Below are 26090 nucleotides of genomic sequence, written 5' to 3'. Positions count from 1 at the left end.
AATTTTACCGGGCAGACCCTAACCAGTCTGTGCCTTCACGCCGCTGGGAGGTAGCAGTGGACGAAGACGACAAGCATGGAGCGTCACCGCTACTGGCCCTGGCGATCCTTGTACCTCTGCTGGCGGGCCTGCCCGTCGTGGGCATCGCGGGAGCTGCGATCCTCACGCAGACCGAGGAGAAGCCCGCTGCGTGCGTCGTCTCGGCAGTCGGCGAAACCGTCGGTGACCTCACCTCGACGCCGGCAATCCCGAACGGCTGGGGCGACCTGGTCGACGCCGCCGCGAAGACAGCGGGCCTGCCGGTGAGTGTGGTGGCGGCGCAGCTCAAGCAGGAATCGGGCTGGAACGAAGGCGCATGGAGCCCTGCAGGGGCTCAGGGTGTCGCTCAGTTCATGCCCGGCACCTGGGCCCTGTACGGGGCGGGCGGGGACCCGTTCTCGGCCGAGGACGCCATCCCTGCCTACGGCCGCTACATGGCGGCCCTGAAAGAGCAGGTGCAGCCGCTGGCCGGTGATGACGCCGACCTGCTCGTGCGCCTGACCCTCGCCGCTTACAACGCCGGCCCCGGCGCTGTGCAGGCAGCCAAGGGCATCCCGGCTTTCACGGAGACTCAGCAGTACGTCGAGAAGATCCTTTCCTCCGGGCAGGGCGAGTTTTCCGCCGACTGCACGGCACCGGCGGGCATCGGCGCGTGGGACGGCGACCTCGGCGACGGCGAGTGGACCAACCCGCTCCCGGGCGGCGTCTTCACCTCCGGCTACGGCCACCGGGACATACCGACGCTGCCCGCTTGGGCGCAGGACCACGTTGGGGTGGACCTGTCCTCTCCGGGTGCTAGCACCGGTAACGGCGGACCTGTCATCGCGCCGACCGGCATTCGGATTACCGGGTTCAACGATAAGGACGGGTGCGTGATCGCCAAGGAGAACGGCGACGACCCCGATTTCGGGTTCGCGTTCTGCCACCTCAACGCCTACAGCGTGGCTGTGGGGGACCGGTTGAAGCGCGGCGACGTCGTCGGAACCGAGGGCAACAAGGCCGGCCTCGGGCTGGTCGCCACGCACCTGCACTTCGAGATTTACAAGCCGGAAGCACCGGAGGTCGTCTACCCGTACCAGGGCTGGAACCTCGACCCGGAGCCGATCCTGAAAGAGAAAGGAGCGTGGGTGCGATGACCCGCCGCTCACACACACACCTGTACCGGGTCACCGCTCTGGCGGTCTCAATGATGGCACTGGTCGCCCTGACCAGCTGCGCGGCCGACGCGCCGGGATCGGAGGCCCCGATTTCCGCGCCGACCACCGTCTACGAGGGTTCCTACACATCGCTCCCTGCCGAGGGCATCCTGGGCGGCAACACGTTCTCATCTCCTGAGGATGCCGACCGTTCGGACGTCGACTCGACTGCCTGGGTCGTGGCGCTGATGCTGCATTCGTGGGATACGACGGTGGACCGCACGGAGACGGCGGCCGCGGTGCGTGCCATTCCGCTGATGAGCGAGGAGTGGGCGGCGAATCAGGTCGAGCCTGAGCGCAACGCGAGTAACGGCGAGTGGTTGGAACCAGCTGAGCACGGCGCCTACAGCGTGCCCCGGGCGGTTCCGGCGATCGGTGACGCCGCGCAGGACGTCGCCCCGGACAAGGCGATCCGGGTCCTCGACGTGACGTGGCGCTGGGTAGCTCGTGACGAGACGCCGCTGACGAGCGGCGGTCACCGGCAGGTGACCGTGTATCTCGAGAAGACGGACGGCCAGTGGGACGTCGTCGGGCATCAGACCCGCGACATGACCGCCTCGATGCCCGGCTCGATGACGGGGGAGGGGAAGTGACTCCGGTTGTGCATTCCTGGCCCGTCATCCGCCTCACCATTGGGGAGGGCGAAATCGTCGCGGACGCGAACGGTGACATCCTGACCTACCTGGTGCTCGATGATGCGTCCGCAGCCGACGTGGCCGCCGACGCAGCAGCGGAAGCGTGTCGCCGTTTGGGCTTGGCCGCGTGCCGGGTGCAGGGACTCACCGAGGACGGCGAGGTCTACGAGATGGTCGTCGACGCCGAGCTGGGCACGCTCGAGGAACGGGAAGACACCACCGCCACCGGCACAGGTGCTGGTGTTGCCCGTACTGGGTCGAAGTCTGCACGCCGTCGTACTCCTGCGCGCCGGAAGGCTGTGCTGTGGGGGAGCGCAGGCCTCCTGGCGGCCACGGTCGGGTTCAGTGCCTTCTCCACGGTGCAGGACAACATGGCTGAGCCGGTGGCGACGGTCTACACACCGCCGCCCGCGCAGCTGCCGGTCCCTGCTCCTGCCGGGTGGGACACCTACGGTGACTGGACAACACCGATGACCGGCTCGAGTGTTCGGGCGATCCTGGATCCCTCGGGGCAGCCGGTGAGCGTGGACGGCTCCACGCTGATCGGCCATGACCCTCGGACAGGCGTGGAGCGGTGGACGCGCACCGCGCCGTTCAAGGTCGCGCAGCTCGCCCTGTTCACCCTCGATGGGCAGTCGAGGGTCGCGGCCGCGGCCGCCCGCGAGCTGGTGCTATTCGGCGATGGAGCAGAGCCCATCCGCGTCGACGTCCCGAAGGACGGAACGATCGTCCTGGACGGCGGTACGGCTCCTCGGGTGGACCTGCCGAACAAGCGGACCCTGATCGTCGCAGCCGACGGCAGTACAGCGGCGCGGGTGGTCCCGGCGGCCGCGGAACCCATCGAAGCCCTCGGCGATCACCTTGTAGCGGCCGACAACCGTTCGGGGCGGATCTGGCGCGTCACGCAGGACTCGGCGGCCCTGCCTGCACCGGCGAAGCTGCCCGCACCAGTGGCCGGAGCGGAACTGGTCACGGTCCTCGGATCCGTGAACGAAACAGTCGTCGCGGCCTGGAAGACCGCCGACACCACCACCATCGGCTTCTATGCCCTCGGGGATGCGACCGACGCGACGGAGGCGACGCAGGTCGGCATCATCGACGTCGAAGGAACCGACGTCGCCACCTCGGGTATTCAGGTGGACCGGGAGAACGGCCTGCTTTTGGCCGGTACCGTCCTGGTCGACGTCGAAGCAAAGCAGGCCCACCGCCTGCCCGGGGCCGGGAAACTCGCCGCCGGCTACGCCTGGGTCACCACCAACACCGAGCAGCTGCGGATCAACGCGCAGGGCGTCACCGAGACCACAACCGACGCCGCCCGCGCGGCCATCCCCGATGTCATCACTGACGACGGCAAGGCAATCACCCGGGCCGAAGGATCCTCCACCGGCCTGCTGTATGCGCTGACGCAGGTCGCACCCCGACCCACAGCAATACCCACAGCAACAACCAGCACGACCGCTGACCCGTCTTCTACTCCGACTTCTACTCCGAGCCCCACCTCGACTGTTTCCCCGAAGGAGAACCCCTGATGAGAATGACCGCTGTCATCGACCCGGCCGGCACCCTCGAACTCGACCTGGGAGGCGAGCAAACCACCGTCCCCTACCTCTCGGTAATGGAAGCCCGCCGCTCCGTCATGAGCACCGCAACCGACCTCGCGGCCGAGACGAGCACCGCCACCGAACTGCACATCGAGGACCCGTCCGGCTCCCGCACGATCCTCGTCCAGACCGACGGCGCCATCATCGAGCAGGACACCGACAGTGACCCGACGGAAAGCGCGGCAGTACAGCCCGCCGAAGCAGCCGAACCTGCGGCATCCCCGCTCACGCCAAAAGAGCCGACCCGGCCGGAGGCCGCGGTGGAAGCAGCAGCACCTGTTGCCACTCCTGTTCCTGCTCCTGCTCCTGCTCCTGTTCCTGCTGAGGCTTCCGTGACAACGGAAGCAACGGCACCGGAAACCGTCGCTCCATCAGCCGTAGTACCGGCAGTGGTCCCGGTAGTAACGGTGGAGCCGCTGCCGACCCGTAGGACGGCGATGCCGTCGTTTGTCGACCGGCCGGACGCCGATGCACCAGCACAGGTGGGTTTTCGCGGTGTGCTGAACCAGTTCGGGTTGAAGCTCGCAGCGTCCCCCGCGGAGCTTGAACGGCGCCGGGACGAGAAAACTGTCTCTCAGCACTGGGCAGGTCCCCGCACGATCACGGTCCTGAACCCCAAGGGTGGGGCGGGCAAGACGCCAACGGTGATCTGCCTGTCCGCCGTGTTCGCCCGCCTCGGCGGCTCCGGTGTCCTGGCGTGGGACAACAACAACTCCCTCGGGTCGCTGGGCTGGCGGACCTTCGACGCCGGCCACGAGGCGACAGTGGTCGACCTGCTCGAGCAGACGGACTACTTCATGACCGCCGGTGCCCGGGCCGGGGATCTGGCTTCCTACGTCCATCACCAGCCCTCGGACCAGTACGACGTACTGAGAAGCGATGACCGATCGGGCGCGAAGAAGCGGCACGAGGTCACCGGCGACGAGGTCCACCGCCTCTACTCGGTGGCCGCGAAGTATTACCGGTTGATCCTCATGGACTCGGGTAACACCGAGCGCGGGGACAACTGGGAGGCAATGATCGGGCACTCCGACCAGGTCGTCATCCCGGTCAAGTCCGTCGACGACGCAGCCGAAGGCGCGTCCCGGGGCCTCAGCGCCCTGCGGGCGGGCAACGAGCACGCGCAGTCGCTGGCAGACCGCGCCGTGGTGATCATCCTGGGCTGCACCCCGTCCCACGGGCCGGCGAAGTTGAACGAGCTCGCTGAGTCCTTCCGCCCGTTCGTGAAGTCGGTCGTGACGGTACCCTACGATCCGTCGCTGATCGAGGGCAGGATCCGGTTCTCCTCGATGCTCCCGCAGACCCGCCGCGCCTGGCTCCGGGCCGCCGCGCAGATCGCGGAGGGACTATGACCGTGACCCCGCAGCGCAATCCGTTCGTCAACGAGCCGGAGGTGACACCGCAGGAAGACCCGATCGATGATGACCCGATCCTCGGGCAACGCGAATCACTGAGAGGCCCGCGGAACATTCAGCAGACCCTCGTCGCCGAGCCTGTCGAGGAGGAGGAACCAGCGGCCCCCGTGGTCGTGACCAGCGCGACCCTGTGGCTGGTCGGTGCCTCCGGTGGCGTCGGCACCAGCACCCTGGCGGGCCTGTGCTCGGAGAACATCGTCGATGAATCTGAGCGGCGGCCTGTTTGGGCGGGCCGGGCCCTGTTGGTCTGCTCGACCAGTGCGTCCTCGCTCGAGGCCGCGCAGCAGCTGGCGCGTAGGTCCGTGTCCGGGCAGCTGCCTTATGAACTGGTCGGCCTCGTGATCGTCCATGACCGGCCCAAGAACCGGCTGACGAAGCCGACCCTGGACTTCGCGCGCGGGGTTGCGCGGATGTTCCCGGTGGCCATGACGGCACCGTATGAACCCTCGTGGCGCGAGATCGGCGTCACCCCACAAGCTTCCGGGACACGGCTGAAAAGCGTGCTCCGGAAAATCGAGAAGATCGCCCGCTCTGGGCACTGAGAAAGGCAAACTTCCATGTTCGGAAACACTCTGGCAGCACACACCCTGACCACCATCAACGCGCTCACTCCGGTCCGTGAAGGATCACTCTCGGCACAGACCTTCACCCCGACGCAGCCCCCCGGCATGGAGGGCATGACCACCGTCATCGGCTGGATCCTGTGGGGCGCGGGCCTGGTCCTGTTCGTGTTCTTCATCTTCGGCCTTGTCGCGGCGGGCAGGAACCGCCGGCAGGGCAACGAGATCGAGGCTCCCATCTGGCCTATGGTCGCTGCCTGCCTGCTGGGCGCTTCGGGGGCCGTGTGGACTGCAATCACCTGAGCAACAACGCCCACCCATCTGATCGAGAGAAGGACACACGATGAGCACACAGGACACCACCCAGGAACCGAAGGCCCGCCCGAAGTGGTTCGGCGCTGCCGTGATGCTGCTGGCCCTGGTGCTGGTCGGCCTCCTCGCGTGGGGTTTGCGGGTATTCCTCTTCCCCAGCAACGACGAACCGGCAGCAGAGCCCACCACCGCCGCAACGCAGACAGCACCATCATCCGCCTCGACGTCCGCGTCCACGACGGCAGCACCCGTCGAGGACGCGGACGCCGCCTGGGACTGCCAAGCGGACCTCAACAACGACGACGCATCTGTGGCTGACAATGCACCACCGGTCGAGGAATGGGTAGCTGGTGGATACAACGTGATTCCGTTCTCCGCGTTCGGCGGCTGCGAGAAGACGCCCTCCGGTCTTCGGGTTGGTTTCGCGCACAACGAAGCAGGCGCACTCATGGCAGCAGCAACCTATGCGATGGCCATAGATCCTTCGGTCAGCGAGGAAGCAGCCGACAACGTAGAAGTTGCCATCGCCGAGGGCCCAGACCGGGACAGGCTGGCCGAGAAAGCTAAGCGCATCCGGGACGGTCTAGAACAGGCCGCGGACGGAACCGCATCAGCTGCCTCAACTTTGATCGGCTACGCGCAGGACTTCTACTCCGAAGAAGCAGCCTCGTACCGGCTGATCTACGAGGTTCCTTCGTCGAATGGCCTTGTCGGTCAGGTTTCCGTTCAGGCTGACCTGCTGTGGGAAGACGGTGACTGGAAGCTGGACCCTGCATCCGGTACCGAGTTGATGACCTCGGACCTGTACCAGGGCCAGCCGTATATCGAATGGGGGCCGAAGAGCTGATGCCGGTTGTTGAGGATCTTCTTGAAGGTATCGCCGGCAGCGCCGTCGAAAAGCTGATCCAGTTCCTCGCGGGCTGGGTCGTGCAGGTCCTGACGGAGATGATCAACTTGGTTGGCACCTGGTGGTTGAAGATCGGCGCACCTGACATGGGTGCAGGATCTGCAACCGACCGCATCCAGCAGTCGACGTTGATCTTCGTCGGGATGGCCGGTGTCATCGGGACAGTGTTCGCGCTCATCAAGCTCGCCCGGGACCAGGACCGTGCCTCGACCGAGAACTTGGTCATGGGCATGGTGCGGACTGTCCTCACCACAGCACTGGCCGTCCCGATGGTGGGCCTGCTGTTCGGGGTGACCGACGTCCTTGCACCGTGGCTGGTGACCACCATCTCCGGGTCCGCGCAGGAAGACGGGCTCGGAACTGCGATGGGCTTGGAAGCTCTTACAGGAACCACGATGACCATGCAGCTCGCGGGCATCGTCCTATTCATCGTGCCTCTGGCCCTGCTGGGAGCGATCATCAACGCGGTCATCGTCATCTTTTCCTACGGCGCGGCGATCGCATTGTGCGGAGTCCTGCCGATTTTCGCGGCCGCGTCGCAGACCGAACGCGGACGGAAGTCCTTCGACAAGGCCGTGGGCTGGCTCGCCGCCGTCGTCCTCTTCAAGCCTGCCGCCGCAATCCTGTACGGGGCGGGACTCGCCCTCCTGAAAGGCATCAACGGCACCGCAGACAACGAACTCGGAAACACCACGATCGGCCTGATCACCGGTCTCGTGATCATCTGCAGCGCCTGCGTTGCGATGCCAGCCCTGGCGAAGGTCCTCGTGCCTGCCGTCAGCGCAGGACCGCAGGGAATGGGAGCCTCCGGCCTGGCAATGGTCGGCGGTACCGTCGCCATCGGAGCACTCACCGGAGGGATTGGCGCTGCAGCCGGCGCCGCAGCGGCAGGCGGTGGTGGCGGGGGCGCAGCCGCCGTCACTGGTGGAGGGACCGCAGTGACGGCCGGGGAAGCGGCTGCTACAGGTGGAGGCACCGCTGCAACTGGTGCGGCCACTGCCGCAGAAGCATCTGCGACCGCAGGCACCAGCAGCAGTGCGGCCACGGCCAGTGGAGGCGCAAGCGGAGCCACCGGTGCTGTAACGCCTGGTGGTGCAGGTAGCGCCGGTGGCGGAACTGGTGGAACCGGACCATCCGGGGCAGCACAGAGGCCGGGGCAACCCGTCGCGCCGGTATCGGACGCAGGTGGCGGGGCATTCGGAGGAAGTGCTGGCGGCCCCGCTAGCGGGTTTGGTGGAGGTTCTGGTGGTCCTTCGGGTGCGGAGTCCCGCCCGGAACGAGCAGGGGCAGAGACGTCCCCGGTCAGTGATGCCGGTGCTGGTGGATCAGGTTCGCCCGGGCCAACGGGCGCACCAGCCGGTACCGGTTCCGGTGTCAGTGACGGCAGCTCGTCCGCTGGGGGACCGAGCGGGGCAGAGCCCGCAGCAGCAGGTAACAGGCCCCCATCGGAAGCTCCTGGGGCAGCACCCGCGATGTCACCGACGGCGGAGGGGTTCCGGGCCGGGGCGCCGTCCGGGGCGGATAAGTTGGCCCAGAATCAGCAACGCATCGAGTACGCGCTACGGGAAGTAGCAAGGGACATGGAACGCGCAGTGGAGAGTGGGGATGACCAGTGAGCTCAACGAGCACCGAACAGACAATCATCCGGCAGTACGGCAACATCGCAGAGGACCGGACGGCGGGTCTGATGGGGTTCTCCATGGCTTCGACCGTTGTCCTGGGCGCGGGAGCAGTCGGGGTGTTCGTCGCGATCATGGCCTCGCAGATCTGGGTGGCCGTCGGTATCGCGCTGGTCGCGTTCATCGCGGCCACGATCCTTGGCTCAAAGGACCGTCATGGTCGGTCCAAGCCTGAGCGGTGGCTGGCGCGCAGCATGCATTCCAAGGCCAAAAAGGCCGGGAAGACGGTCTACAAGTCCGGCCCTGTGTCGCAGATCCCGGACGGATCATTCCGCGCACCGGGCCTGCTGGCCGCGACGGAGCTGATCGACTTTCAGGACCTCTTCGGCAACGAGGGTGTCATGCTCTGGCACCCGAAACTGAAGACCGGCACCGTGTTCTTCTCCACCAACTCCTCGGGCTTGGGTCTGCTGGATCAGGACCGCGTGAACCGGCTCGTCGGGTCATGGGCAGCATTCCAGCGCGACGCCGGCTCCAACGCACGGGTCGAGCAGATTTCGGTGACGACGCAGTCGACGACCGATCCGGGCGAACGCCTCCCTGACGCGATCGCGGTGGCCCGGCAGCAGGCCGGGTCCCACGAGGTGCCCGCCTTTGCCCGTCAGGTGATGGATGACGTGGTGAACGACCTCAACCTCGACGTGCCTAAGCTCGAGCAGTGGGTGGCCCTGACGTTCAGCGGCAAGGCCAACGACGGCGACCGCGCACCGGAACGGTCCGCCGAGGAGCTGGTGGCCGATGTGAAGTCCCTCTTGCAGGGGTTCAAGGAAGAACTCGAGGACGTCGGCGCGGGCAGCGTGTCCCTCATGCGGGCCGCTGACCTGACCGACCAGACCTACGTCGCGTTCAATCCGCGCGCGGCGGCCGCGGTCGAGCGCGCCCGCCTCTCCGGTGACGGGACGGGCCTCACCTGGCACGAGGTAGGGCCTTCGGCCGCCCGGACGATTGGATATCCGGGCAGGTACGACCACGCCGGGGTGACGAGCAAGTCGTGGCAGATGTTCAAGCCGCCGGCCGGGACGTTCCGCGAGAATGCTCTGGTGGCCCTGCTGGGCCCGGATGCGAGCATGCTCCAAAAGCGCGTCACCGTGTTCTACCGTCCGCAGCCTCCGGAGAAGTCAGCGCAGCAGGTCGCGCAGGCGCTCACCAATGCCCAGTTCGCCACGAATCAGAAGGGTCGCCGTCCGACCAGTTCGCAGATCATCGCCCTCGAGAAGGCACGCAAGGCCGAGCGGGAGCAGGCCGAAGGGGCGGCACTGGTGCGCTTCGCCATCGGCGTCACAGCGACGGTGGAAAGCCCGGAGCAGCTGCAGGCGGTGGAGGCGAAGATCATGCGGAACGCCGCCACCGGCATCCAGATCCGGATGCGGTCGTGTGACTACAACGACGACGCCGCGTTCTCCTTCAACCTTGGGCTCGGCCTCGTCCCAGAGCACCTGGCCACCATCTCCTCTGACGTCAGGAAGGCCCTCTAATGTCCGCGTTCGACAGAATCGTTGACAAGGTTATGGACCGGTTCCTGGGCCGTTCCGAAGCGGCGGCCGCCGTCAGTGCGGCGTCCTTCCCGCAGCTCACGGACAAGGGCATGCGGGTCTGTGAGGGCGGCATGGTGACATGGGTTGAACCGCCGCCGGAGTTCACCGCCACGTCGAACCAGACCGCGGGCCTATGGCCGTTCTGCGTCGGTACGTCCTCGCCGCTGGTCGGTGCGGTTCTGGGCCGGAACCTGCTCAACAGCTCCGTGGTGTGCGGGGATCCGATCAGCCTGTTCCTGCACGGCATCATCTCCTCGCCGTCCGGGTTCATCCTGGGCCTGAACGGGCGCGGGAAATCCTCGGTCGCCGTCCGTATGGCGCTGGCACTCATCGACCAGGGATTCCTGATCCTCGTGGCAGGGGACCTCAAACCCGACTTCGCCGGCGTGGTCCTGGAAACCAACGGGCAAGTCGTACAGGTCGCCCCCGGCGTCGGGGCGATCAACCCGCTCGACGCCGGCCCGCTCTGGCGGGAACTGGAGCGCCTGCCGGCCCCGATGCGGCGCCAGATGCGCGCCGAGATCCACGCCCGGCGCCTGATGACCCTCACCGGGCTCATCGAACTGGTGTTCAAGGAACCGCTGGATGCGAAGAAGCAAGAACAGACGGTGCTGTCCATGGCGATCGCCATGGCAGCCGAGAAAGCGGAAGCGGAGGACCGGCAACCGCTGGTCGGCGACGTCGTCGCCGCCATCAAGTCCGCACCACCGCAGATCCAGTCGGCACTGCTCATCGAGGACACCAAGGAGTACCTGCCGCAGGTCAAGAACCTCCTGGCGGGCCTGAACGCCCTCGGCGAGCACGGACCGTTCGGGGACGTGTTCTGCCAGCACACCACCAAGGAAATGAAGATTGACACCTCCGTCGACTTCGACATTTCCCTCATCGACGAGTCCCAGCTAACGCTCCGCGCCGCCGTGCAGACAGTGTGCTGGTCCTACGGTCAGGCCGGCATCTCGGCCGCGAAGACCCTCGCCGATGCCGGATTGATGGAAGAACGCCATCACCTGATGATCATGGACGAGCTGTGGCAGTCCCTGCGCGCCAGTGAGCTGCTGGTCCACCAGATCGACTCCATCACCCGCCTGAACCGGACCAAGGGCCTGGGTCAGCTGATGATCACGCACTCCATGAAGGACCTGCAGCTGTCCACGGACGAGCTGACGAAAATCGCGACCGGCTTCGTGGAACGCTCATCCGTGAAGATCCTCGGCGGGCTCGCGCAAAACGAAATGGACCCGCTGGAAACGGTGTTCCCCATCTCCGAGCGGGAGAAAGCGATGCTGGTCGGCTGGTCGGCAGAAGGGTCGATGAACCCCAACACCAACCAGGTCTCCCCGCCCCCCGGACGGGGTCGGTTCATGCTCAAAACCGGGTCCGAACCCGGGGTGCCGTTCCGGGTGAACCTCACCGCTGGCGAACTCAGAGCCCACAACACCAACCAGGCGTGGGCTGTTGCGCAGGCGAAGGTGATCCGATGAAGAACGAAGAGAACGGCCCGGTCATCGCATTCTCGTTCGTGGCCCTGGCCGCGTTCGCCGCCGTCGCCCTGATTCATCTCGGGGAAGCCTTCACGCCGGTTCCCGCCGACCTGTCATGGAACCCGATCGCACTGGCGGTCGGTCTTGCTACGGGGGATCCGTTGCCGGCGGCCGCGAGCTGGTTGCTCGGCGCGGAAGCGCTCATGGTTGTCGCTGCCTTTGCATGGTGGAGCACCCGCCCTGTGTCCAGGACCGCCGAAGCGTCCCGGCGGATGAGTCCTAGCGGAAGGATGCGCCCGGCGATGCTCGATGCCCGGTTGACCGAAGCGGCTAGGCTCCACCCGACCGCGGAAGGTATCGGCCCGGGCCTGACCATCGGGTACACCAGCGACACGGGCACCAAGGCAGTTATCCAGGGATGGCGGGAGTGCTCAACCCACGTCTGGGGAACTGGGCGGGGTAAGACGACAACGCAGGTCGTCCGGCACGCCCTAGAGGCCCCCGGCTCGTACATCATGACCAGCAACAAGGTCGACGGCGTCGCCGAAGTCCTGGCCGCCCGCACAACAATGGAAACCGGGACCGGGACCGTGTGGCTGTTCGACCCGCAACGGATTTGGCGTGATAGTCACCGGCCGGCCATGATCTTCAACCCGCTCACGATCGTCACGGACACGGTGAGTGCTGGCGAGGTGGCGTCGATCTTCGAAACCTCATCCGCACCGAGCGCCGGTCAGGGCAAGGGGGACGCGCAGTTCGACTCGCAGGGACGCGACTTCCTCGCCTGGTGCCTCCTCGCCGCCGCCAAGAGCAACGGCACGATGAAGGAGGTCCTGCGGTGGGTGTCCTCCGCGGACTTCATGGAACCCGCCGAGCTCCTGGAACGAGCCGGCCACGCCGGGCCGGCATCAGCGCTCAAGGGAATGAGCGCCCAGCCCGAGGACACCCGCGGGTCCGTCGCCGCCAGCGCCCAGCGCATGGCCTCCGCCCTCGTCCACGACGAACTGGTGGCATGGTCGACGCCCACCCCCGGTGTCCCGGTGTTCGATCCGGCTCGGTTCGTCACCGGCAAGGACACCCTGATCCTTCTCTCACAGGACGGCGCCGGCTCAGGCGCCGCATTCGTGTCCACGCTCGTCTACGCCGTGTTCACCGCCGCGCAGCAGGCCGCCCGGCAGGCAGGGGGACGCCTACAGGTGCCACTCGTAGCGGATTTGGATGAGGTCGGGAACGTCGTCAAACTCAAGCAGCTGCCCGAGTGGTATTCGTTCTTCGGGTCCATGGGCATCGTCGTCAGCGCCTACTTCCAGACCCGCGGCCAGGGCGTGGCCATGCTCGAACGCACCGGGTGGGACACCCTCTGGTCGGCGGCCGCGATCAAGGTCTACGGCGGCGGATCCGACGACACCGCGTTCCTCGACACCCTGTCCAAGACGATCGGCCAATACGACGCGACGGTCCGCAGCAGCTCCACCTCACGGAATGGCTCCTCCCGGTCTGTGCAGACCCAGCAGCGCGACATCCTCTCCGTCTCCCAGCTCTCCGAACTCCCCGCCAACAGGGCCTGGGTAAAGACCTCCAACGGCGGCGGGACCATCGTCCGCACCGTGCCCTGGTTCCGCGATAAGACAATCCACGCCCGCATCGGTCCCACGGTCGAACGCATCAAGTTATCCAAAGTGGGGCAGGTCTCATGACTGAGTCCCAGAAAGACGCCGTGAGAACCACGGAACCTAACGGTTACGGCGACCAAGTGGAGGAATTCACGTTTACGCCTGAGGATCTTGTCGACTGGGTAGAGTGCTTGGCCGCGCTGCTTGAATCAGTGGATCGGTCACAAAGCCAGTACTGGTGCTCCCAGTGGTGGAACCACACCGAAGCCGTCGACAGGTTTCGAGGCCTGTATGAGCAATGGCTGGAAGCACAAGCGCATGGAGGCATGTCATCCTGGTGGATCGACCACTTCGACCGCCACGCTGTCGTCCTATTCGCCAAACGAGGACCCTTCGGTGAATGCGGGATTACCCACTCTGAGAAGACGACCCGACGGGTGCTTGCCACCGAGCAGCCGCCTCAAGATTGGGCGTGGTGAACGCCTGCTGCTGTGTGCTTCTCGTCCACGTTGTTGAGGCCGCGTGCATCACGAAGCACCGGCCCCAATGAGCCGTTATTCGCTGGTGGGCCGCCGGCGTTGCCGTTTAGTCTCGGATCGCTGCTGCTTATAAGCCAAACGGCGACGTTCCGAGCCGCGCGTGGGACGCGTTGCGCGGCGCAGAGGGGGCGAAGGGGTAAGTGCGGTGGCCACAATTTCGCGAAGCGTCTTGAGGGCGATTTCGCGGTTACGCAACTGGGACCGCTGCTCCGACACCGTCACTGTGATCGCGCCCCTGACAAAGCTCCGGGCGAGCTGATGAACGATTCGTATCCGTTGCTCATCGCTTAACGCCGACGACTCCGATGCCACCCAGGTGAGTTGCACCCGACTGTCAGAGGTGTTGACGTGCTGCCCGCCCGGCCCGGACGACCTAGAGAACTTCCACTGCAATTCGGTCGCCGGAATGATCAAGTCCGATGTCACTTCAAGATCCACGCAGTAAGCGTGACACGCCAGGTGTGTTTGGCGGCAGGCGTCAGCTAGTGGAGGCCGTTCCGTCAACGACTTAGCCGTGCGCGGCGGCGACCGGGCCGCCCGGCGACCGGCGGGTGTGCTGTCGCTCGGAAAAGCTTCCACCGGAACTCGTTATCGTATGCGCTGAAAACCTTGCGTTATGACGACCGGACATTAATCTCCGAAGCCAATTCGATAGCAGCACCATGTCACTGTCCGACAAGCAGCGCGAAAGCGTCTATGGCACCGCTCGGCAGATGGCGACGTGCCTGAAGAACGAGAAGATTGCTGCCTGAGTGAACCCCAGCGGTCCGAATGATCTGCGGCCGCAGTTCATCCCGGAGGAGTTTATCAAGGGCAAGCACACGCTCTATGCGCTGTCCAAGGAAGGCGCTGGCACTGCAGGTCCTCTGGTGACGTCCCTGACGGTAGCGACGGCCACCGCTGCTGAGGAATACGCGGCCACCCAGCCGGGCGGTCGCCTCGCGATCCCGATGGTCTGTGTGCTCGATGAGGCCGCGAACGTGTGCCGGTGGGAGAACCTGCCCGACCTCTACAGCCACTTCGGTTCCCGGGGAATCGTGGTTTCTACATTCCTACAATCCTGGTCTCAGGGCGTGGACGTGTGGGGCGAGTCCGGGATGAGAAAGCTGTTCTCCACGGCCAACGTCTTCACCTACTGCGGCAACGTGAAGGAAGAAGGTTTCCTGAAGATGCTTTCCGACCTCGTGGGCCAGTACCGGTACACCTCGGTGTCGACCTCGCGGCAGAAGGACAGCCGCTCCACGAGCCGCCAGGACTCCACTGACGACATCCTCTCCGTCGCGGACCTCGCAGCGATGCCCAAGGGTCGGGCCATCATGCTCGGCTCCGGCTCACGTGCCGTCCTGCTGCGCACAGTCCCTGTCAGCGACCGCTCCTACGGCAGACAAGGTCGCGGCGTCGGAAGCTGCTCACAATGGCATACGGGTCGCCCTCCGCGTCCGCTGCGGCGACATCTCCGGTAGTGGAAAGCACTGCCGAAGATCCTGCCGAAGTTCCTGCCAGCTCTGCTGTCGCTGCCGGCGGTAATCGCTGGTCGGCCATGGTGAAGGAGTAAGGGAGTGGAGCTACATGCGCCCTTCGGGCCCGACGACTCTGCCGATGATGTGTTCCCCGGCGAGGAGCCCGATACCGATGACGTCCCCCAAGCTCAAGGGACCGCGCAGCCTGCTCCCGAGATGGTCTTCAACAACCTCGAGGAGTTCATGACGCAGTTCCTGGTGCACCAGTATCAGCGGCCCGTCGAGTCCTACGGCCGCGCCGAGTTCACCTGGTGTGCCAGCTGGTGGCGGCACAAGGAAGCAGTCAACCGCCTCAACGCGCCCTGGCGCGCATGGGAAGCACTGCGCACGGACCCGACGACAGGTCTCGCTAACTGGTGGAATAGCTACGCCGACCCCACCATGGCAGTCCTGTTTTCCGGCACTGGGCCTTTTCAGGGCTGCACAGCAACGGAGCACAAACCGGCGAACAAACCTTCACCCGTGGCGCAGGCGCCCAAGGGCCTATACTCGGCATAACCTCACACTCCATGAGGGTGCATCAGCCTACGATCTTATCGCCATAGAAACCTTATGTTGATTGACGCCTCACCTGCATGCCATGCGAGGACATTATGAATCAGTTGCAGGGTTCAAACTGACGAGCTTCGCTCTACGCCCCGATCGTACGGTGACCGCACAAACGACTTCCGCTTCCTTTTCTAGCTTACTGACCAGATTTGACACCGTTGCAGGAGACAGGCCTGTGTGGTGAGCAATCTCGATTTGCGTAGCGCTGCCCTGGTGCCGAAGGACATTGCGAATGCGTTCGAGGTTCTGTGCGCGCAGTGCAGTTTGTGAGCCCGGCCCGCTTTGGCGCCATTCATCTTTAGTCGTATTTGCGGTCCTCACGTCGACGTATCTCCTCATAAGCGGTTGAGATCCTTGTTACGGCGGTTCTTGGCGAAGGTAGTGTGTCGGTGATGCCGGTCCTATCTGGAGACCAGGATGGGCAGCTCGTGACGTAGGTGGGGAGTTCCACGGCGGAGACTGATAGGAATGGGCTTCCCCATTTGCAGATCCGGGAACTTCGTCCTGCTGGGGTGGAGGCTTGTCGTAAAGCCTTCCCCCTCAGCGCTGAGTTATTGAACGGACCAGCCGCCATCAGCGGGAAGGATGACGCCGTTGATGTTAGTGCCGTCGTCGCTGAGCAGAAATGCGATGGACGCGGCCATCTGCGCGGGTTCCACCACGGGTGGGATGAGTTTCATGAACTCGGCGAGGCGTTCGCGGCCGAGCTCAGAGGCAAACTTCGCTTCGATGTTCGTCGCGGTGGGGCCTGGGGCGACGGCGTTGACGCGGATGCCGTGCGGCCCGTACATAAATGCCGAGCTTTTTGTCATTCCGGCCACAGCATGCTTCGACGCCGTGTACGCCAGGCCGGCGGCGGATCCGCGCAGGGATGCTTCCGAGGCGACATTGACGATGGATCCGCGGCGGGCCTCGAGCATCACGGGTAGCACGGCCCGAGTGAGCAGGAACGTACCGTCGACGTTGATGGAGAACACTCGCTTCCATATGGCGTCGGAGACTTCATGGTGTGGGGTCATGTCGTCCATAATTCCTGCGACGTTTGCCAGAGCGTCGATTTTGCCATTGGCAGCTGCGACTATGCGGATTACGTCGTCTTCCTTGGTGATGTCCCCGGGAACCGTGATGACGGTGGCGTCGGTGTGGTCTGCGGCGAAGTCCTTGAGTCCCTGCTCGGAGATGTCCGCAGCGATGACGATGGCTCCTTCGCGGGCAACTCGGGACGCAACGGCGCGGCCGATTCCCGATCCGGCTCCGGTCACGATGACGGTCTGGCCTGTGAATCGGCCCGGGGTGATTGTCTCGGTCCACGCACCGGTGGCGGTCCCGTCATCGTCGGGGGTGATGCCGCCGTTGGCCGAGCGAACGAGGTCATCGACCGCGTCCTGGGTTAGCCGGCCCTGGCTGAGCTCGACCAGGCGCTGCAGTGCGAAGCCGCGCACCGGTTTGAGGGCTGATTCGTCCTGACCTGTTTGGGCGAAGAACTCACGGATCAGTGGGCCTCCGGTGGGGTCCTCGAACCAGGCTCCGATGGTGGTTGCAGCGGTTAGTGCAGGCATGTGTAGCTCCAAGTGATGTGTTGAATGGGTGGAGTTGAATCGTCGATTCAGGCTTTAGCTGTAGTCCTCGACCCGCCACTCGTCGTGCCAAGCAATGACGGGGTAGCCGCCGTCGAAGCGGATGGGCAGCCAGACGTAGTCAGCAATCGCCGTGTTCTCGCCCATCCCTGCGGCCATCGTTGCGCGGGCTTCATCGGTACCGACCTCTGCCGACGATCCCGAGGAGCTGGGTGCATCAGTAGCACTTTCTTCGCCGGCATCGGTGGTGGCGCTGCTGGCATCGTCGGTTCCGTCTTCGGCGGCGGATAGAGCAAGTTGCTCGGGGTTCGTTCCGCTCTGGGTCATGGCGGCGACGACGTCGTAGACGTTGGGCATGTTCTCGGGCAGCTGGCGCAGCCACCTATCGGCTACCGCAATGTAGAGGTCGTCCTTGTGGGGGTGTTTGAAGATGCAGCTGATCTGGGACCGGAACGATGTGCGTGACGGGTCGCCCGGGTGCGCGTCGCCGAGGATCGTCCACGGCCCGTGGTAGTCCGGGGCAGAGGACACTTCCGAGAAGTTGGGGAAGTACCCGGTGGAGCCAGAGGTGATGAGGTAGTGGGTTCCGTTCCGCTCGAAATATGCGGGAGCTTCACGGGTGAAAGGCGGCCCGGGGCGCGGGAAGTGGCTGCTGAAGTCGCCAGTGACGCCGGTGTAGTCGTCGGTCAGGTCGGCGCAAATCAGTTCGGTGTGGACCTTCTCGAAGTAGTACTGGGACAGGATGACGCGGCGTTCTAGTTCGTTTGCGCGTGCGTCGGTGCTGCCACTGAAGTCGATGGCGGCTCCAGATGCCCAGAACGCAGCCCAACTGTCCGCGGACTTCTGGGCGATGGTTGCGAATTGCTCTGCGGGCTGGTCTTCGTGGTCCTGCTGGAAGTTCGCGGAGAGGAACAGCTGATCGGAGGTCGTCCGGAGCACGAACTGGTGCGGTGCGACCTCTTCCAGTTCACCTTGGTTGAAAGTCATTTCGACTCTGTAGACGGTGTCGTCCAATTGCCGGCCGATGGTGGCGCTGGATGATCCGGTGCGCACCAGCTCGGAGCGATGATCCTCCGGTCGGCTCCAATCGGCGGTCTGAAAAAAGCCGCTGTGTGCGTACGGGAACCGCAGGACGACGTGCAGGGATCCGTCGGCCAGCAGAGGTGACGTGATGGAGAATCCAACGCTTGCCACGTGGGGGTCCGCGGTCGTCTGGACGATGACCTCCTGCCCCTGGTAGGTGAATCGGCTGTCGATGATGCCCGTGTAGGAGTTGAGGGTTTGTTTCGTGTTGGTGAGGTCCTCCACTGTTAGCTCCGTGAACGCCCCGTCCCCACCGCGGGCGAGGAATCCTATGCGCCCGAGGTCGAGGCGTTGCGGGTTGGCGTTGAGCCAGGCGCCGGGCGCGTTCTCCTCACTTACTGTGCCCCGCATGGCACCTTCCATGTCGTGCTTGTCCGGGTAGCGCACGGGGCCTCGTCGGGAGGTGCGCTCGGTCATGGCGTCCTCGAGTGCGTAACCCGCAGGGTTGGGCATCTCGTGCCATCCCCAGCTGCTCATGGTTGCTGTGTTCACTGCGGTGATACCTGACTGGATGTTTGAGGACTGGTCATGGAAGCTGGTGAGGCTTTGCATGCCGGTGATGTCCGCGGTGTAGGCGAAGTCTCCGTTACCGACGGTCAAGACGTTCTGCCGGTCCGGCTTCGTGAGCCGGACCGTGTGGCGCAGCACGAGGCTTTCGCGGTCAATCGGGAGAAAACTTTCACTCATGTGGGAGCACTTCCTTCTGATGGATCCGAAGTGTGGCTACTGCGATCGGCCGCGGCGAGGGCGACAGGCCTTTGCAGATGTGGGTGCGGGTGTGGGTGTGGGGTGTCAGCGCACGGCTTTGACGCTTAGCACGATGAGTCCGCCGAGGACGGTGCTGAAAAGACCCAGTCCCAGCAGCAGAATTCAGCGCCCGCTGACTTTCGGTCGATCATCGGGGGGTGTTACTTGTGCCGCAGCTTGTTCGACATCCTCAACTGCTGCCGCCCTGGGGAGGGGGAAGGACCCGCTGTAGGAACGGGATGCTGGTTGTTGGGGGCGCTTATTGTGACTCCTTCGTCAAGTGCTACTGAAGGTACTGCTGAGTGGATGGCTAGCGCGCTGTGATGTCGATGCTTGCCGGTGGGCAGCTGTCGGCGTGTGCGGTGAGCGTGATGGTTCCCGGCCCGGTCGGTCTGATGATAGCCAGTGCTTGCCCGTTGAAGGTGGTATGGGTGCTGGAGTGGAAGTTCTCGGGGTTGACGGGGTTACCGCTACCGAAGGCTTGCAGTGTTGCGGGACCGGTCAGCGTGAGCGTGACTAGGCGGTCCTTGTTCGCGTAGATGATTCCGGCGTCATCGGTGATCGTCAGGTCGATGAAGGCGAGGTCCGTTCCGTCGGCGCTTACTACTGGGCGGTCCGCTGTGGCACGCAGTGCCACCTTCGGCCCGGCTGAGGTGAGGGAGAACCTGCCGGTTTCGGCGCCGTTGGTGTAGGCAATGGCTGTGAGGGTTCCGGGCTGGTAGGTAGTTTGGATCTCGGTCCGGAAGGGTTGTGTTTCCCCGATTTTTCCTTGCCCGATGCGCTGCCCGTTGAGGTGCAGTTCGATCTCCTCGGCATCGCTGTAGACCTCGATGAGGACCGGCTGGCCGTCGTGTCCATCCCAGGTCCAACTCTCGATGGCGTTTCCCCAGGCCCAGGGTGTGGCGACGGCTATGTTTCGCCCGAAGTTTGCTGGTGGGTTGACGGCAATGTAGGGCTGGCGGCGCAGTCCGAAGACGATCTCGCGGAAGTAGGAGACGGGCCTGCGGTTACCGGTGATGTCGATGTCTCCGCACCATGCGGTGAGTTCGGGGTATCCGCCGGAGAAGGAGCTGGTTCCGCCAGTGGTTTCGTCGATGTAGCGGGTGGTTCCGATGCCGGTTTCGCCGAGGTAGTCCCATCCGGTCCAGGTGAAGTCGCCAAGGACGTGACTGTTGGTTTTAACCAGTTCCCAGTTGCCGGGGATGTAGGTGGGCCAGGTTTCCGTTCCGATGATAATGCGTTGCGGGAACTTCTCCCGGTCGAGCTCGTAGCGGGCTTCGGCGTAGTTCATGCCAGCTACGTCGAGTACCGCGTATGACTCCTCGGTTCGCTCGGTTGCTTGGTCCGATGCCTGGATGTGCGCCATCATCTTGCCAAAGCCGGCCATCATGGTGTTGACGCCGCCCGAGGGGTTCACAGCTGCGGCTTCCTTGCGTTGCTTCATTTGCGGAACGATGGTGTCGAGCATCGAGACGAAGCCGTTGATGCCGTTGGTGACGTAGCGGGTGTCATCTAGGGACCGGACTTTCTCGGCGAGCTGGCGACCCCAGGTCGATCCGATGGGGGTTCCTGTTTCGGGGATCTCGTTGCCGATGGAGTAGAAGATGACGCTGGGATGGTTGAAGTCGCGAGCAATGAGGGCTTCGACGTCGCGTTCCCACCAGGTGGGGAAGTCGAAGGCGTAGTCGTAGTCGGACTTGCTGGAGGTCCATACGTCGAACGTTTCGTCCATGACGAGCATCCCGAGCTTGTCGCACGCGTTGAGCAGAGCTGTGCTCATGGGGTTGTGTGCGCTGCGGATGGCGTTGAAGCCTGCGGCTTTGAGCCGAGCGACGCGGCGTTCTTCGGCCGGTTGCATGGATACCGCGCCCAGTGGTCCATTGTCGGAGTGGATGCAGGCTCCGCGGAGCTTGACCTCTTCGCCGTTGATCCGCAGGCCTTTGATGGGGTCGAGGCTCAGAGAGCGGATGCCGAAGCTCGTTGTCTCTTCGTCGATCAGGATGTCAGCTTCAGTGAGGTGAAGCTGAAGGGAGTAGAGGGTGGGGGAGTCGACGCTCCATAGTTCTGGTTCCGCGACGTACAGGCGGTGCCGAACGATGGCGGATGTCCCTGGGAGGAGGGTGACAGGCGATGTCGCGCCGGCGACCTGGCCGCCGGGGGTGTTCTGCGAGGTGTTGGTGGTGACCTGAGTGCTCACGTCGTCTTTAGACGAGGCGGCAACTGTGATGAGGGCGTTGACGATGACGGTCGTGGTGAGGGCGCTGGTGTTCTCGATTCGGGCGGCAACCTCGACGACGGCGCGGTCATTGTCGATGTCAGGCGTCGTGACCCTGACGCTGTCGGCGATGATGTGCGTTTGGGGTTTGTGGTGAAGGTGTACGTCCCGGTAGATCCCGGCGCCGGCATACCAGCGGCTGTCCAGATGGGTACGACATTCGACGCGGATCTCGTTGTCGGCGTCGAAGCGCAGGTACGGGTCGATGCGTACGAAGAAGCGGGAGTATCCAAAGGCCCTGTGGCCGGCGAGGTTTCCATTGACGTAGACCGCAGCATCGCGGTGGACGCCGTCGAACTCGAGAATGAGTTGACTGCCGCGCAAGTCTGCCGCTGCGTAAAAGGTTCTCTGGTATTCGAAGGCACCGCCGGGGAAGTGACCGCTGGTTTCGCCCTTGGGGGTACCGGCCTTGCGTTCTGTCGTGATGAGCGCGTCGTGCGGAAGGAGCACATCGACCCAATCCGATGTTTCCGTTCCGCCCAGTTCCATGAAGGCTGTGACCTTGGTTCGGTAGCGCCAGCCGGTATTGAAAAGTTCTCGGGTCATTACTGAAAGCTCCGTTGCTTAGGGCTGGGCGACTTCTAGTATCGCGTGTTACTAACAAGGTAAACATGTCAGGTAACGCGCGTCAACAGGTAGTGTCTTCTTCCAATCCCACTGGACCTGTAACGCAGAAGAACAACCACGAACCGTCCGCGCTGATGCCTCCAGAAGGTCATTCGCAGATCAGGCGGTCCCCCGCGAGGAGGTGATGATGAGGCTGGCGGCGATTGGTTCTGTGCAGCACTCGTGCTGCAGCGTGCTTAGGCTGTACCGCCAGGGATGAGGCGCAGCTCGAGGTTGCGTGGCGCAGGGGGCCCGGGAAGATTGCCCAGTTCCCGGAGGATGCCCGCCATAGCGGCGCGGGAGGCTTCCTTCATATCGAAGGCGATGGTAGTCAAGGGTGGTTCGAGAACCCTAGACAGCGGCGTGTAATCCATCCCGATCAGCGCGATGTCCTCTGGTACACGCCACTTCCGCTTGGCTGCTGCGGACAGCAGCGCGATGGCCACGTCGTCGTTATAGCAGGCGACCGCGACGCCGGGGGGCTCGAGCATGTCAACGGCTTTGAGCGCGTCGTCAGGGTCGATGTCGAGCCGCAGGATCAGGGGTTCCGAGAGCCCCCGCCGTGCACACTCAGCGCGGACCCCGGACTCGCGCTCCTGACCGAAAGGGTCCTGCCTGGAGTCCTGCAGGTACGCGAAGGCCAGCCGTGTATGACCGCGGTCGATGAGATGAGTGGCTTGGAGTACGCCGATGTCGTGGTTCGGGTTTTTTTCGCCGGCCGTAGTTGAGGGGTCAAAAGTCAGAACGCCCCGGCCGGCGAGTAGGGCTCGCTCCTCCGGGGTGAAGGGAGTGAAGGAGATGACAGCTTTGGGCGCCATCCCGGAGATGACGCGATCCAGTGGCTTGGTCGAGGGGGTGGAAAGCTGCAGAACGAGGGTCAACCCAATAGTCGCGAGCTCTTCGGTTGCGCGTTCAAACAGGTCCTGAAGGTTCCCACCGAAGGTCGTGTTCGGAATCAGCGCGATGACGAAATCACTGGATCCTCGGGCGAGGGTTCGAGCTGCAACCGACGGCTGGTAGTCGAGGTCCTTTGCCGCTTGTCGAACCCTCTTTCGCGTGGCTTCCGAGAATCGCTCACCTCGGCCGTTGAGGATCTGACTCACCGTAGCCCGGGAAACCCCCGCTGAAACGGCAACGTCCTCGCTCCGTGTAATCACTCTCGTTCACCCCCTCTCAGCCCTATGTGCTGCACCTAGTCATCTGCAGGACGAGTTCCCATTCGCCGCAGCGTGAGGTGTCGCGCGATACTTTCTGCCTAGTAGAACCATAGGTTCTTTCCGAGGATCGAGGTAGGACCGTTGCACAGGCAGATCGGTGCCTACGTTGTTCCACCGTGGATGACCTGGAAGCGATGAGGCTCAGCCGGTGGGGGAGTGCGGCGTTTGAGGCGCGCTTCGAGGTCGGCGGAGTAGTTCGCGACGAGCCCGCGCAGGTCTGTATCAATTGTAGTCAGCGGTGGGTCCCACAGTTGACCCACAGGCGTATTGTCCAGGCCGACCAAGGAGAGCGTATCGGGCACTTCCACCTTGAGTACTCGAGCCGCGGCGAGCAGCGCGAGAGCGACGTCGTCGTTGTAGCAGACGACACCGGCTGGCAGACCGGACGCGAGGACCTCTTCGAGCGCCTGCGTTGCACCGGGAACGTTGAGCGGGACCGAAATGTGACCGGGAGCGGGCAGCCCCTGCTCGACGCAAAAGCGCATCAGCGTGCTGAGCCTCCCAGGACCGTAGGGGTCCTGACGCTGGTCCGAAAGGGAGGCAAACCAGAGACGGCGAGGTCCCCGAGCGAGAAGTAGCCGGGCCTGCAGTTCCCCGATCCCGGCATCGGGAAGTGCGTCAGGCGCGGGCGCCTGACTGGGAACAACTATGGTGCCGGCCGCTTCAAGACGCTGGCGGTCGCCGTTCGGCAGACCCGAGAACGCGAGAACTGCAAGGGGACGCAGCGCGCTGATGGCCTCGAAAGTCAGTTTGGGTGTCTCTCCGGCAAAACGCACGACAACGTTGCCGCCCAATCGCACAGTGGTGGAGACAGCTTCATCGACGGCATCCTGCAGATTGCTGCCGAAGGTGGTGTTGGGCAACAGGATGACGATCGTGTCACTTCGTCCGCTGACAAGGGAGCGCCCGGCTTGGGAGGGCCGGTAGTCAAGTTCCTTGGCCGCCTCACGAACCCGCTGCTGCGTTGCAGCTGGAAAGCGAGCGTCATTGCCATTGAGGATGTTGCTCACCGTCGATCGAGAGACCCCGGCCAAGCGTGCAACATCGAGACTGGTTGACGGTCCAGTCGTCTTCACACTGATCGTCATCTCCTCATCTTGGCACAACCGCTTCGTAAAGAAATCAGACGCCCGAGTAGCTCCGGGTCCCCGGCGGACGTGCAGTTAGCCTGTTCTCGATCTTCCTGTTTGTGACGTGGATCATGTTTGCTCTGGACTTGGTAACACGTGTGCCCTAACATTTGGTTACGCGCGTTACTGACAGTTGATCCTGGTAATGCCGATGCGGCGCACGACCGCGCAGACACCATGTAGCCCTCGATGGCCCCGGGTTGTCATCACTCGTTCTACTCTCAGACAAGGAAGTCTCCATGAAAGCGAAGCTTTGGACTCGCGCCGGTGCGATCGCAATAGCAACAGGGTTGGCGCTGACTGCGTGCTCCGGGTCGGGTGAGTCATCATCGGGTACCCCTGAGCAGGAAGGGCCGCAGACCCTACGTCTGGCCCAGACCTCACCCCCCTCCAATTTCCAGGTGGGAAATTGGTCCGGTGGCGACGCCACCTTGTACCTGTCCACGTACGACACCATCATCGGCAGCTCCGTCCAAAGCGAACTGGAGCCTGCCGTTGCTGAAAGCTGGGAATACAACGAGGACCGGACTCAGCTGACGCTGAAGATCCGGGAGGGCATGACGTTCTCCAACGGGGACCCAGTAGACGCGGCTGCGGTAGCGGCTTCTCTGGAGGCGTCCCGGGCAGGGGCGTCCACTCAGCAGAACCTGGCCCGCATTGAGTCAGTTGAGGCGCCCGATGCTTCCACGGTGCTCGTGACACTGTCTGCCCCTGACGCCGCGCTGGTGCCGACGTTGAGCGGACCGGCCGGCGTGGTGGGCGATCCGGACCTCCTGACCAGTGAGGATTCAAAGCTCACGCCGGTCGGATCGGGTCCCTATGTGCTCGCAGACAGCACGACGGTCGGATCCAAGTACATCCTCGAGAAAAACCCGGACCACTGGGACGCCGAGAACTACCCGTATGACACGGTCGAAATCCAGATCATTCAGGATTCGGCCGCCGCCCAGAACGCGTTGCAGTCCGGGCAACTAGACTTCGGAGGCGTCCCCACCGAGGATGCCCTGGCACAGTACCCCGCGGATCGATTTACCACCGGTGAGAGCAGCCCCGGAACGGTTGCCGCCCTCTGGCTGGTGGACCGGGAAGGCACGATCGTGCCAGCGCTGAAGGACGTCCGCGTCAGGGAAGCGATCAACCTTGCGGTCAATCGCGAGGCAATCGCGGAGAACCTGAACCCAGGCACGAACACACCGACGAACCAGTTGTTCAGCCCTCTGGGAGAGGCCTACGACGAGGCGCTGCTGGAACAGACACCGTATGACGTGGAACGGGCCAAGGAGCTCCTGGCTGAGGCCGGTTATGCGGATGGATTCGCTGTGTCCATGCCGAGCGTCGCCGGCATCACCACGACCTACGAGAGCGTCATCCAGCAGGCACTGGCCGACATCGGAATCGAGGTCACCTGGGAGTCAGTTCCGTTCCAAGAGTTCTACGCCCGAGTTCTCGGGGGAACCTACGGCATGTTCTTCATGTTCAACGGTCTGAGTGGTTCGGACGCACGTGACCTCAACACGGCTACATCGGGGGTCTTCAACCCCTTCAACCAAGTCACGCCTGAGTTCCAGGAACTCGCAGCCACCGTCGACTCCGCTCCAGAGGATAAGCAAAGGGACGCCATTCGAGCGGTCAACGAGTACATCGTCGACGAAGCTTGGACCGCACCGGTCAGCATCATCAGCGGGTTCTACGCCCATCCGAACACGGTGAGCTACACGCCGCCGGTACAGCCAGGCCAGGGCGTCAAGCCCTTCCAGCCCGCCGGCTCCGAATAGCGAAAACTACTGTGGCGGGGGGGGGGGGGGGGGGGGGGGGGAGGGGAGGAAGACGGAAGGGGGGACCCATACCCTTTACCCCTATCACTCCCCGCCCTC

22 protein-coding genes are annotated in these 26090 nt (G+C 64.1%); 15 read left to right on the top strand and 7 right to left on the bottom strand.

Annotated elements, in window-relative coordinates; genetic code table 11:
• The first annotated feature begins 56 nt into the window (after positions 1-56).
• Genes ACX80L_RS15445 through ACX80L_RS15390 form a run of 12 tightly spaced genes read left to right on the top strand, consistent with a single transcriptional unit; the run spans position 57 to position 13452 of the window.
• Positions 57-1175: a transglycosylase SLT domain-containing protein gene (locus ACX80L_RS15445; RefSeq protein WP_459290721.1), complete on the top strand. Its 1119-nt coding sequence runs from the start codon at positions 57-59 to the stop codon at positions 1173-1175.
• Positions 1172-1828 (top strand): hypothetical protein, encoded by a 657-nt coding sequence (locus ACX80L_RS15440; protein ID WP_459290719.1) that lies wholly within the window; start codon positions 1172-1174, stop codon positions 1826-1828. The genes ACX80L_RS15445 and ACX80L_RS15440 overlap by 4 nt, the downstream gene beginning before the upstream one ends.
• On the top strand, positions 1825-3399 hold the full coding sequence (locus tag ACX80L_RS15435) for a hypothetical protein (protein ID WP_459290718.1): 1575 nt from the start codon (positions 1825-1827) through the stop codon (positions 3397-3399). Before ACX80L_RS15440 ends, ACX80L_RS15435 begins: the two co-directional genes overlap by 4 nt.
• Complete coding sequence (locus ACX80L_RS15430; protein WP_459290716.1) at positions 3399-4823, top strand: MinD/ParA family ATP-binding protein; 1425 nt, start codon at positions 3399-3401, stop codon at positions 4821-4823. Before ACX80L_RS15435 ends, ACX80L_RS15430 begins: the two co-directional genes overlap by 1 nt.
• The gene (locus ACX80L_RS15425; protein WP_459290714.1) at positions 4820-5428 is read left to right on the top strand and encodes a DUF6668 family protein; all 609 of its coding nucleotides are present in this window, start codon (positions 4820-4822) and stop codon (positions 5426-5428) included. Before ACX80L_RS15430 ends, ACX80L_RS15425 begins: the two co-directional genes overlap by 4 nt.
• Positions 5429-5443: 15 nt before the next feature.
• Positions 5444-5749: a hypothetical protein gene (locus ACX80L_RS15420; RefSeq protein WP_459290712.1), complete on the top strand. Its 306-nt coding sequence runs from the start codon at positions 5444-5446 to the stop codon at positions 5747-5749.
• 40 nt (positions 5750-5789) lie between these two features.
• Positions 5790-6605 carry a hypothetical protein gene (locus ACX80L_RS15415; RefSeq protein ID WP_459290711.1) on the top strand — a complete coding sequence of 272 codons (816 nt, stop codon included), beginning with the start codon at positions 5790-5792 and terminating at the stop codon, positions 6603-6605.
• Positions 6605-8281 carry a hypothetical protein gene (locus ACX80L_RS15410; protein ID WP_459290709.1) on the top strand — a complete coding sequence of 559 codons (1677 nt, stop codon included), beginning with the start codon at positions 6605-6607 and terminating at the stop codon, positions 8279-8281. The genes ACX80L_RS15415 and ACX80L_RS15410 overlap by 1 nt, the downstream gene beginning before the upstream one ends.
• Positions 8278-9819, top strand: a complete 1542-nt coding sequence (locus ACX80L_RS15405; RefSeq protein ID WP_459290707.1) for an SCO6880 family protein — start codon at positions 8278-8280, stop codon at positions 9817-9819. Before ACX80L_RS15410 ends, ACX80L_RS15405 begins: the two co-directional genes overlap by 4 nt.
• A 32-nt stretch (positions 9820-9851) precedes the next feature.
• Positions 9852-11360: a hypothetical protein gene (locus tag ACX80L_RS15400; RefSeq protein WP_459290705.1), complete on the top strand. Its 1509-nt coding sequence runs from the start codon at positions 9852-9854 to the stop codon at positions 11358-11360.
• On the top strand, positions 11357-13057 hold the full coding sequence (locus ACX80L_RS15395) for a type IV secretory system conjugative DNA transfer family protein (RefSeq protein ID WP_459290704.1): 1701 nt from the start codon (positions 11357-11359) through the stop codon (positions 13055-13057). The genes ACX80L_RS15400 and ACX80L_RS15395 overlap by 4 nt, the downstream gene beginning before the upstream one ends.
• A gap of 20 nt (positions 13058-13077) precedes the next feature.
• Positions 13078-13452, top strand: coding sequence for a DUF4913 domain-containing protein (locus ACX80L_RS15390; RefSeq protein WP_459290702.1), 375 nt, complete (start codon positions 13078-13080; stop codon positions 13450-13452).
• Between the two features lie 75 nt (positions 13453-13527).
• Here ACX80L_RS15390 and arfB read toward each other — a convergent pair whose 3' ends face one another.
• Positions 13528-13950 carry an alternative ribosome rescue aminoacyl-tRNA hydrolase ArfB gene (gene arfB, locus ACX80L_RS15385; RefSeq protein WP_459290700.1) on the bottom strand — a complete coding sequence of 141 codons (423 nt, stop codon included), beginning with the start codon at positions 13948-13950 and terminating at the stop codon, positions 13528-13530.
• Positions 13951-14264: 314 nt separating this feature from the next.
• Here arfB and ACX80L_RS15380 point away from each other — a divergent pair, with 314 nt between their 5' ends.
• Together ACX80L_RS15380 and ACX80L_RS15375 are read left to right on the top strand one after the other, a co-directional pair.
• Positions 14265-14975, top strand: coding sequence for a type IV secretory system conjugative DNA transfer family protein (locus ACX80L_RS15380; protein WP_459290699.1), 711 nt, complete (start codon positions 14265-14267; stop codon positions 14973-14975).
• 96 nt (positions 14976-15071) lie between these two features.
• Positions 15072-15530 carry a DUF4913 domain-containing protein gene (locus ACX80L_RS15375; protein WP_459290698.1) on the top strand — a complete coding sequence of 153 codons (459 nt, stop codon included), beginning with the start codon at positions 15072-15074 and terminating at the stop codon, positions 15528-15530.
• 93 nt (positions 15531-15623) lie between these two features.
• Here the strand turns inward: ACX80L_RS15375 and ACX80L_RS15370 are convergent, their stop codons facing one another.
• From ACX80L_RS15370 to ACX80L_RS15345, 6 genes are all read right to left on the bottom strand, one after another.
• Positions 15624-15920: a helix-turn-helix transcriptional regulator gene (locus tag ACX80L_RS15370; protein ID WP_459290696.1), complete on the bottom strand. Its 297-nt coding sequence runs from the start codon at positions 15918-15920 to the stop codon at positions 15624-15626.
• Between the two features lie 212 nt (positions 15921-16132).
• Complete coding sequence (locus ACX80L_RS15365; RefSeq protein ID WP_459290694.1) at positions 16133-17140, bottom strand: SDR family NAD(P)-dependent oxidoreductase; 1008 nt, start codon at positions 17138-17140, stop codon at positions 16133-16135.
• Positions 17141-17194: 54 nt separating this feature from the next.
• On the bottom strand, positions 17195-18889 hold the full coding sequence (locus ACX80L_RS15360) for a glycoside hydrolase family protein (RefSeq protein WP_459290692.1): 1695 nt from the start codon (positions 18887-18889) through the stop codon (positions 17195-17197).
• A gap of 409 nt (positions 18890-19298) precedes the next feature.
• The gene (locus tag ACX80L_RS15355) at positions 19299-21809 is read right to left on the bottom strand and encodes a glycoside hydrolase family 2 TIM barrel-domain containing protein (RefSeq protein ID WP_459290690.1); all 2511 of its coding nucleotides are present in this window, start codon (positions 21807-21809) and stop codon (positions 19299-19301) included.
• A gap of 257 nt (positions 21810-22066) precedes the next feature.
• On the bottom strand, positions 22067-23026 hold the full coding sequence (locus ACX80L_RS15350; RefSeq protein ID WP_459290688.1) for a LacI family DNA-binding transcriptional regulator: 960 nt from the start codon (positions 23024-23026) through the stop codon (positions 22067-22069).
• Positions 23027-23187: 161 nt separating this feature from the next.
• The gene (locus ACX80L_RS15345) at positions 23188-24174 is read right to left on the bottom strand and encodes a LacI family DNA-binding transcriptional regulator (RefSeq protein WP_459290686.1); all 987 of its coding nucleotides are present in this window, start codon (positions 24172-24174) and stop codon (positions 23188-23190) included.
• 281 nt (positions 24175-24455) lie between these two features.
• Here ACX80L_RS15345 and ACX80L_RS15340 point away from each other — a divergent pair, with 281 nt between their 5' ends.
• Positions 24456-25991, top strand: a complete 1536-nt coding sequence (locus ACX80L_RS15340; protein ID WP_459290684.1) for an ABC transporter substrate-binding protein — start codon at positions 24456-24458, stop codon at positions 25989-25991.
• Positions 25992-26090 lie beyond the last annotated feature (99 nt).

The sequence above is a fragment of the Arthrobacter sp. MDT1-48-3 genome (assembly GCF_054511015.1).
The sequence above is the reverse complement of the archived record's forward strand: the minus strand, read 5'-3'. Positions and strand labels throughout refer to the sequence as shown.

What these genes read in the sequence shown, in the direction of transcription:
- ACX80L_RS15420 (WP_459290712.1), top strand. Translation starts at nt 5,444, where the DNA reads ATGTTCGGAAACACTCTGGCAGCACACACCCTGACCACCATCAACGCG.
- ACX80L_RS15395 (WP_459290704.1), top strand. Translation starts at nt 11,357, where the DNA reads ATGAAGAACGAAGAGAACGGCCCGGTCATCGCATTCTCGTTCGTGGCC.
- ACX80L_RS15425 (WP_459290714.1), top strand. Translation starts at nt 4,820, where the DNA reads ATGACCGTGACCCCGCAGCGCAATCCGTTCGTCAACGAGCCGGAGGTG.
- ACX80L_RS15410 (WP_459290709.1), top strand. Translation starts at nt 6,605, where the DNA reads ATGCCGGTTGTTGAGGATCTTCTTGAAGGTATCGCCGGCAGCGCCGTC.
- ACX80L_RS15340 (WP_459290684.1), top strand. Translation starts at nt 24,456, where the DNA reads ATGAAAGCGAAGCTTTGGACTCGCGCCGGTGCGATCGCAATAGCAACA.
- ACX80L_RS15440 (WP_459290719.1), top strand. Translation starts at nt 1,172, where the DNA reads ATGACCCGCCGCTCACACACACACCTGTACCGGGTCACCGCTCTGGCG.
- ACX80L_RS15345 (WP_459290686.1), bottom strand. Translation starts at nt 24,174, where the DNA reads ATGACGATCAGTGTGAAGACGACTGGACCGTCAACCAGTCTCGATGTT.
- ACX80L_RS15355 (WP_459290690.1), bottom strand. Translation starts at nt 21,809, where the DNA reads ATGACCCGAGAACTTTTCAATACCGGCTGGCGCTACCGAACCAAGGTC.
- ACX80L_RS15370 (WP_459290696.1), bottom strand. Translation starts at nt 15,920, where the DNA reads ATGAGGAGATACGTCGACGTGAGGACCGCAAATACGACTAAAGATGAA.
- ACX80L_RS15400 (WP_459290705.1), top strand. Translation starts at nt 9,852, where the DNA reads ATGGACCGGTTCCTGGGCCGTTCCGAAGCGGCGGCCGCCGTCAGTGCG.
- ACX80L_RS15430 (WP_459290716.1), top strand. Translation starts at nt 3,399, where the DNA reads ATGAGAATGACCGCTGTCATCGACCCGGCCGGCACCCTCGAACTCGAC.
- ACX80L_RS15415 (WP_459290711.1), top strand. Translation starts at nt 5,790, where the DNA reads ATGAGCACACAGGACACCACCCAGGAACCGAAGGCCCGCCCGAAGTGG.
- ACX80L_RS15365 (WP_459290694.1), bottom strand. Translation starts at nt 17,140, where the DNA reads ATGCCTGCACTAACCGCTGCAACCACCATCGGAGCCTGGTTCGAGGAC.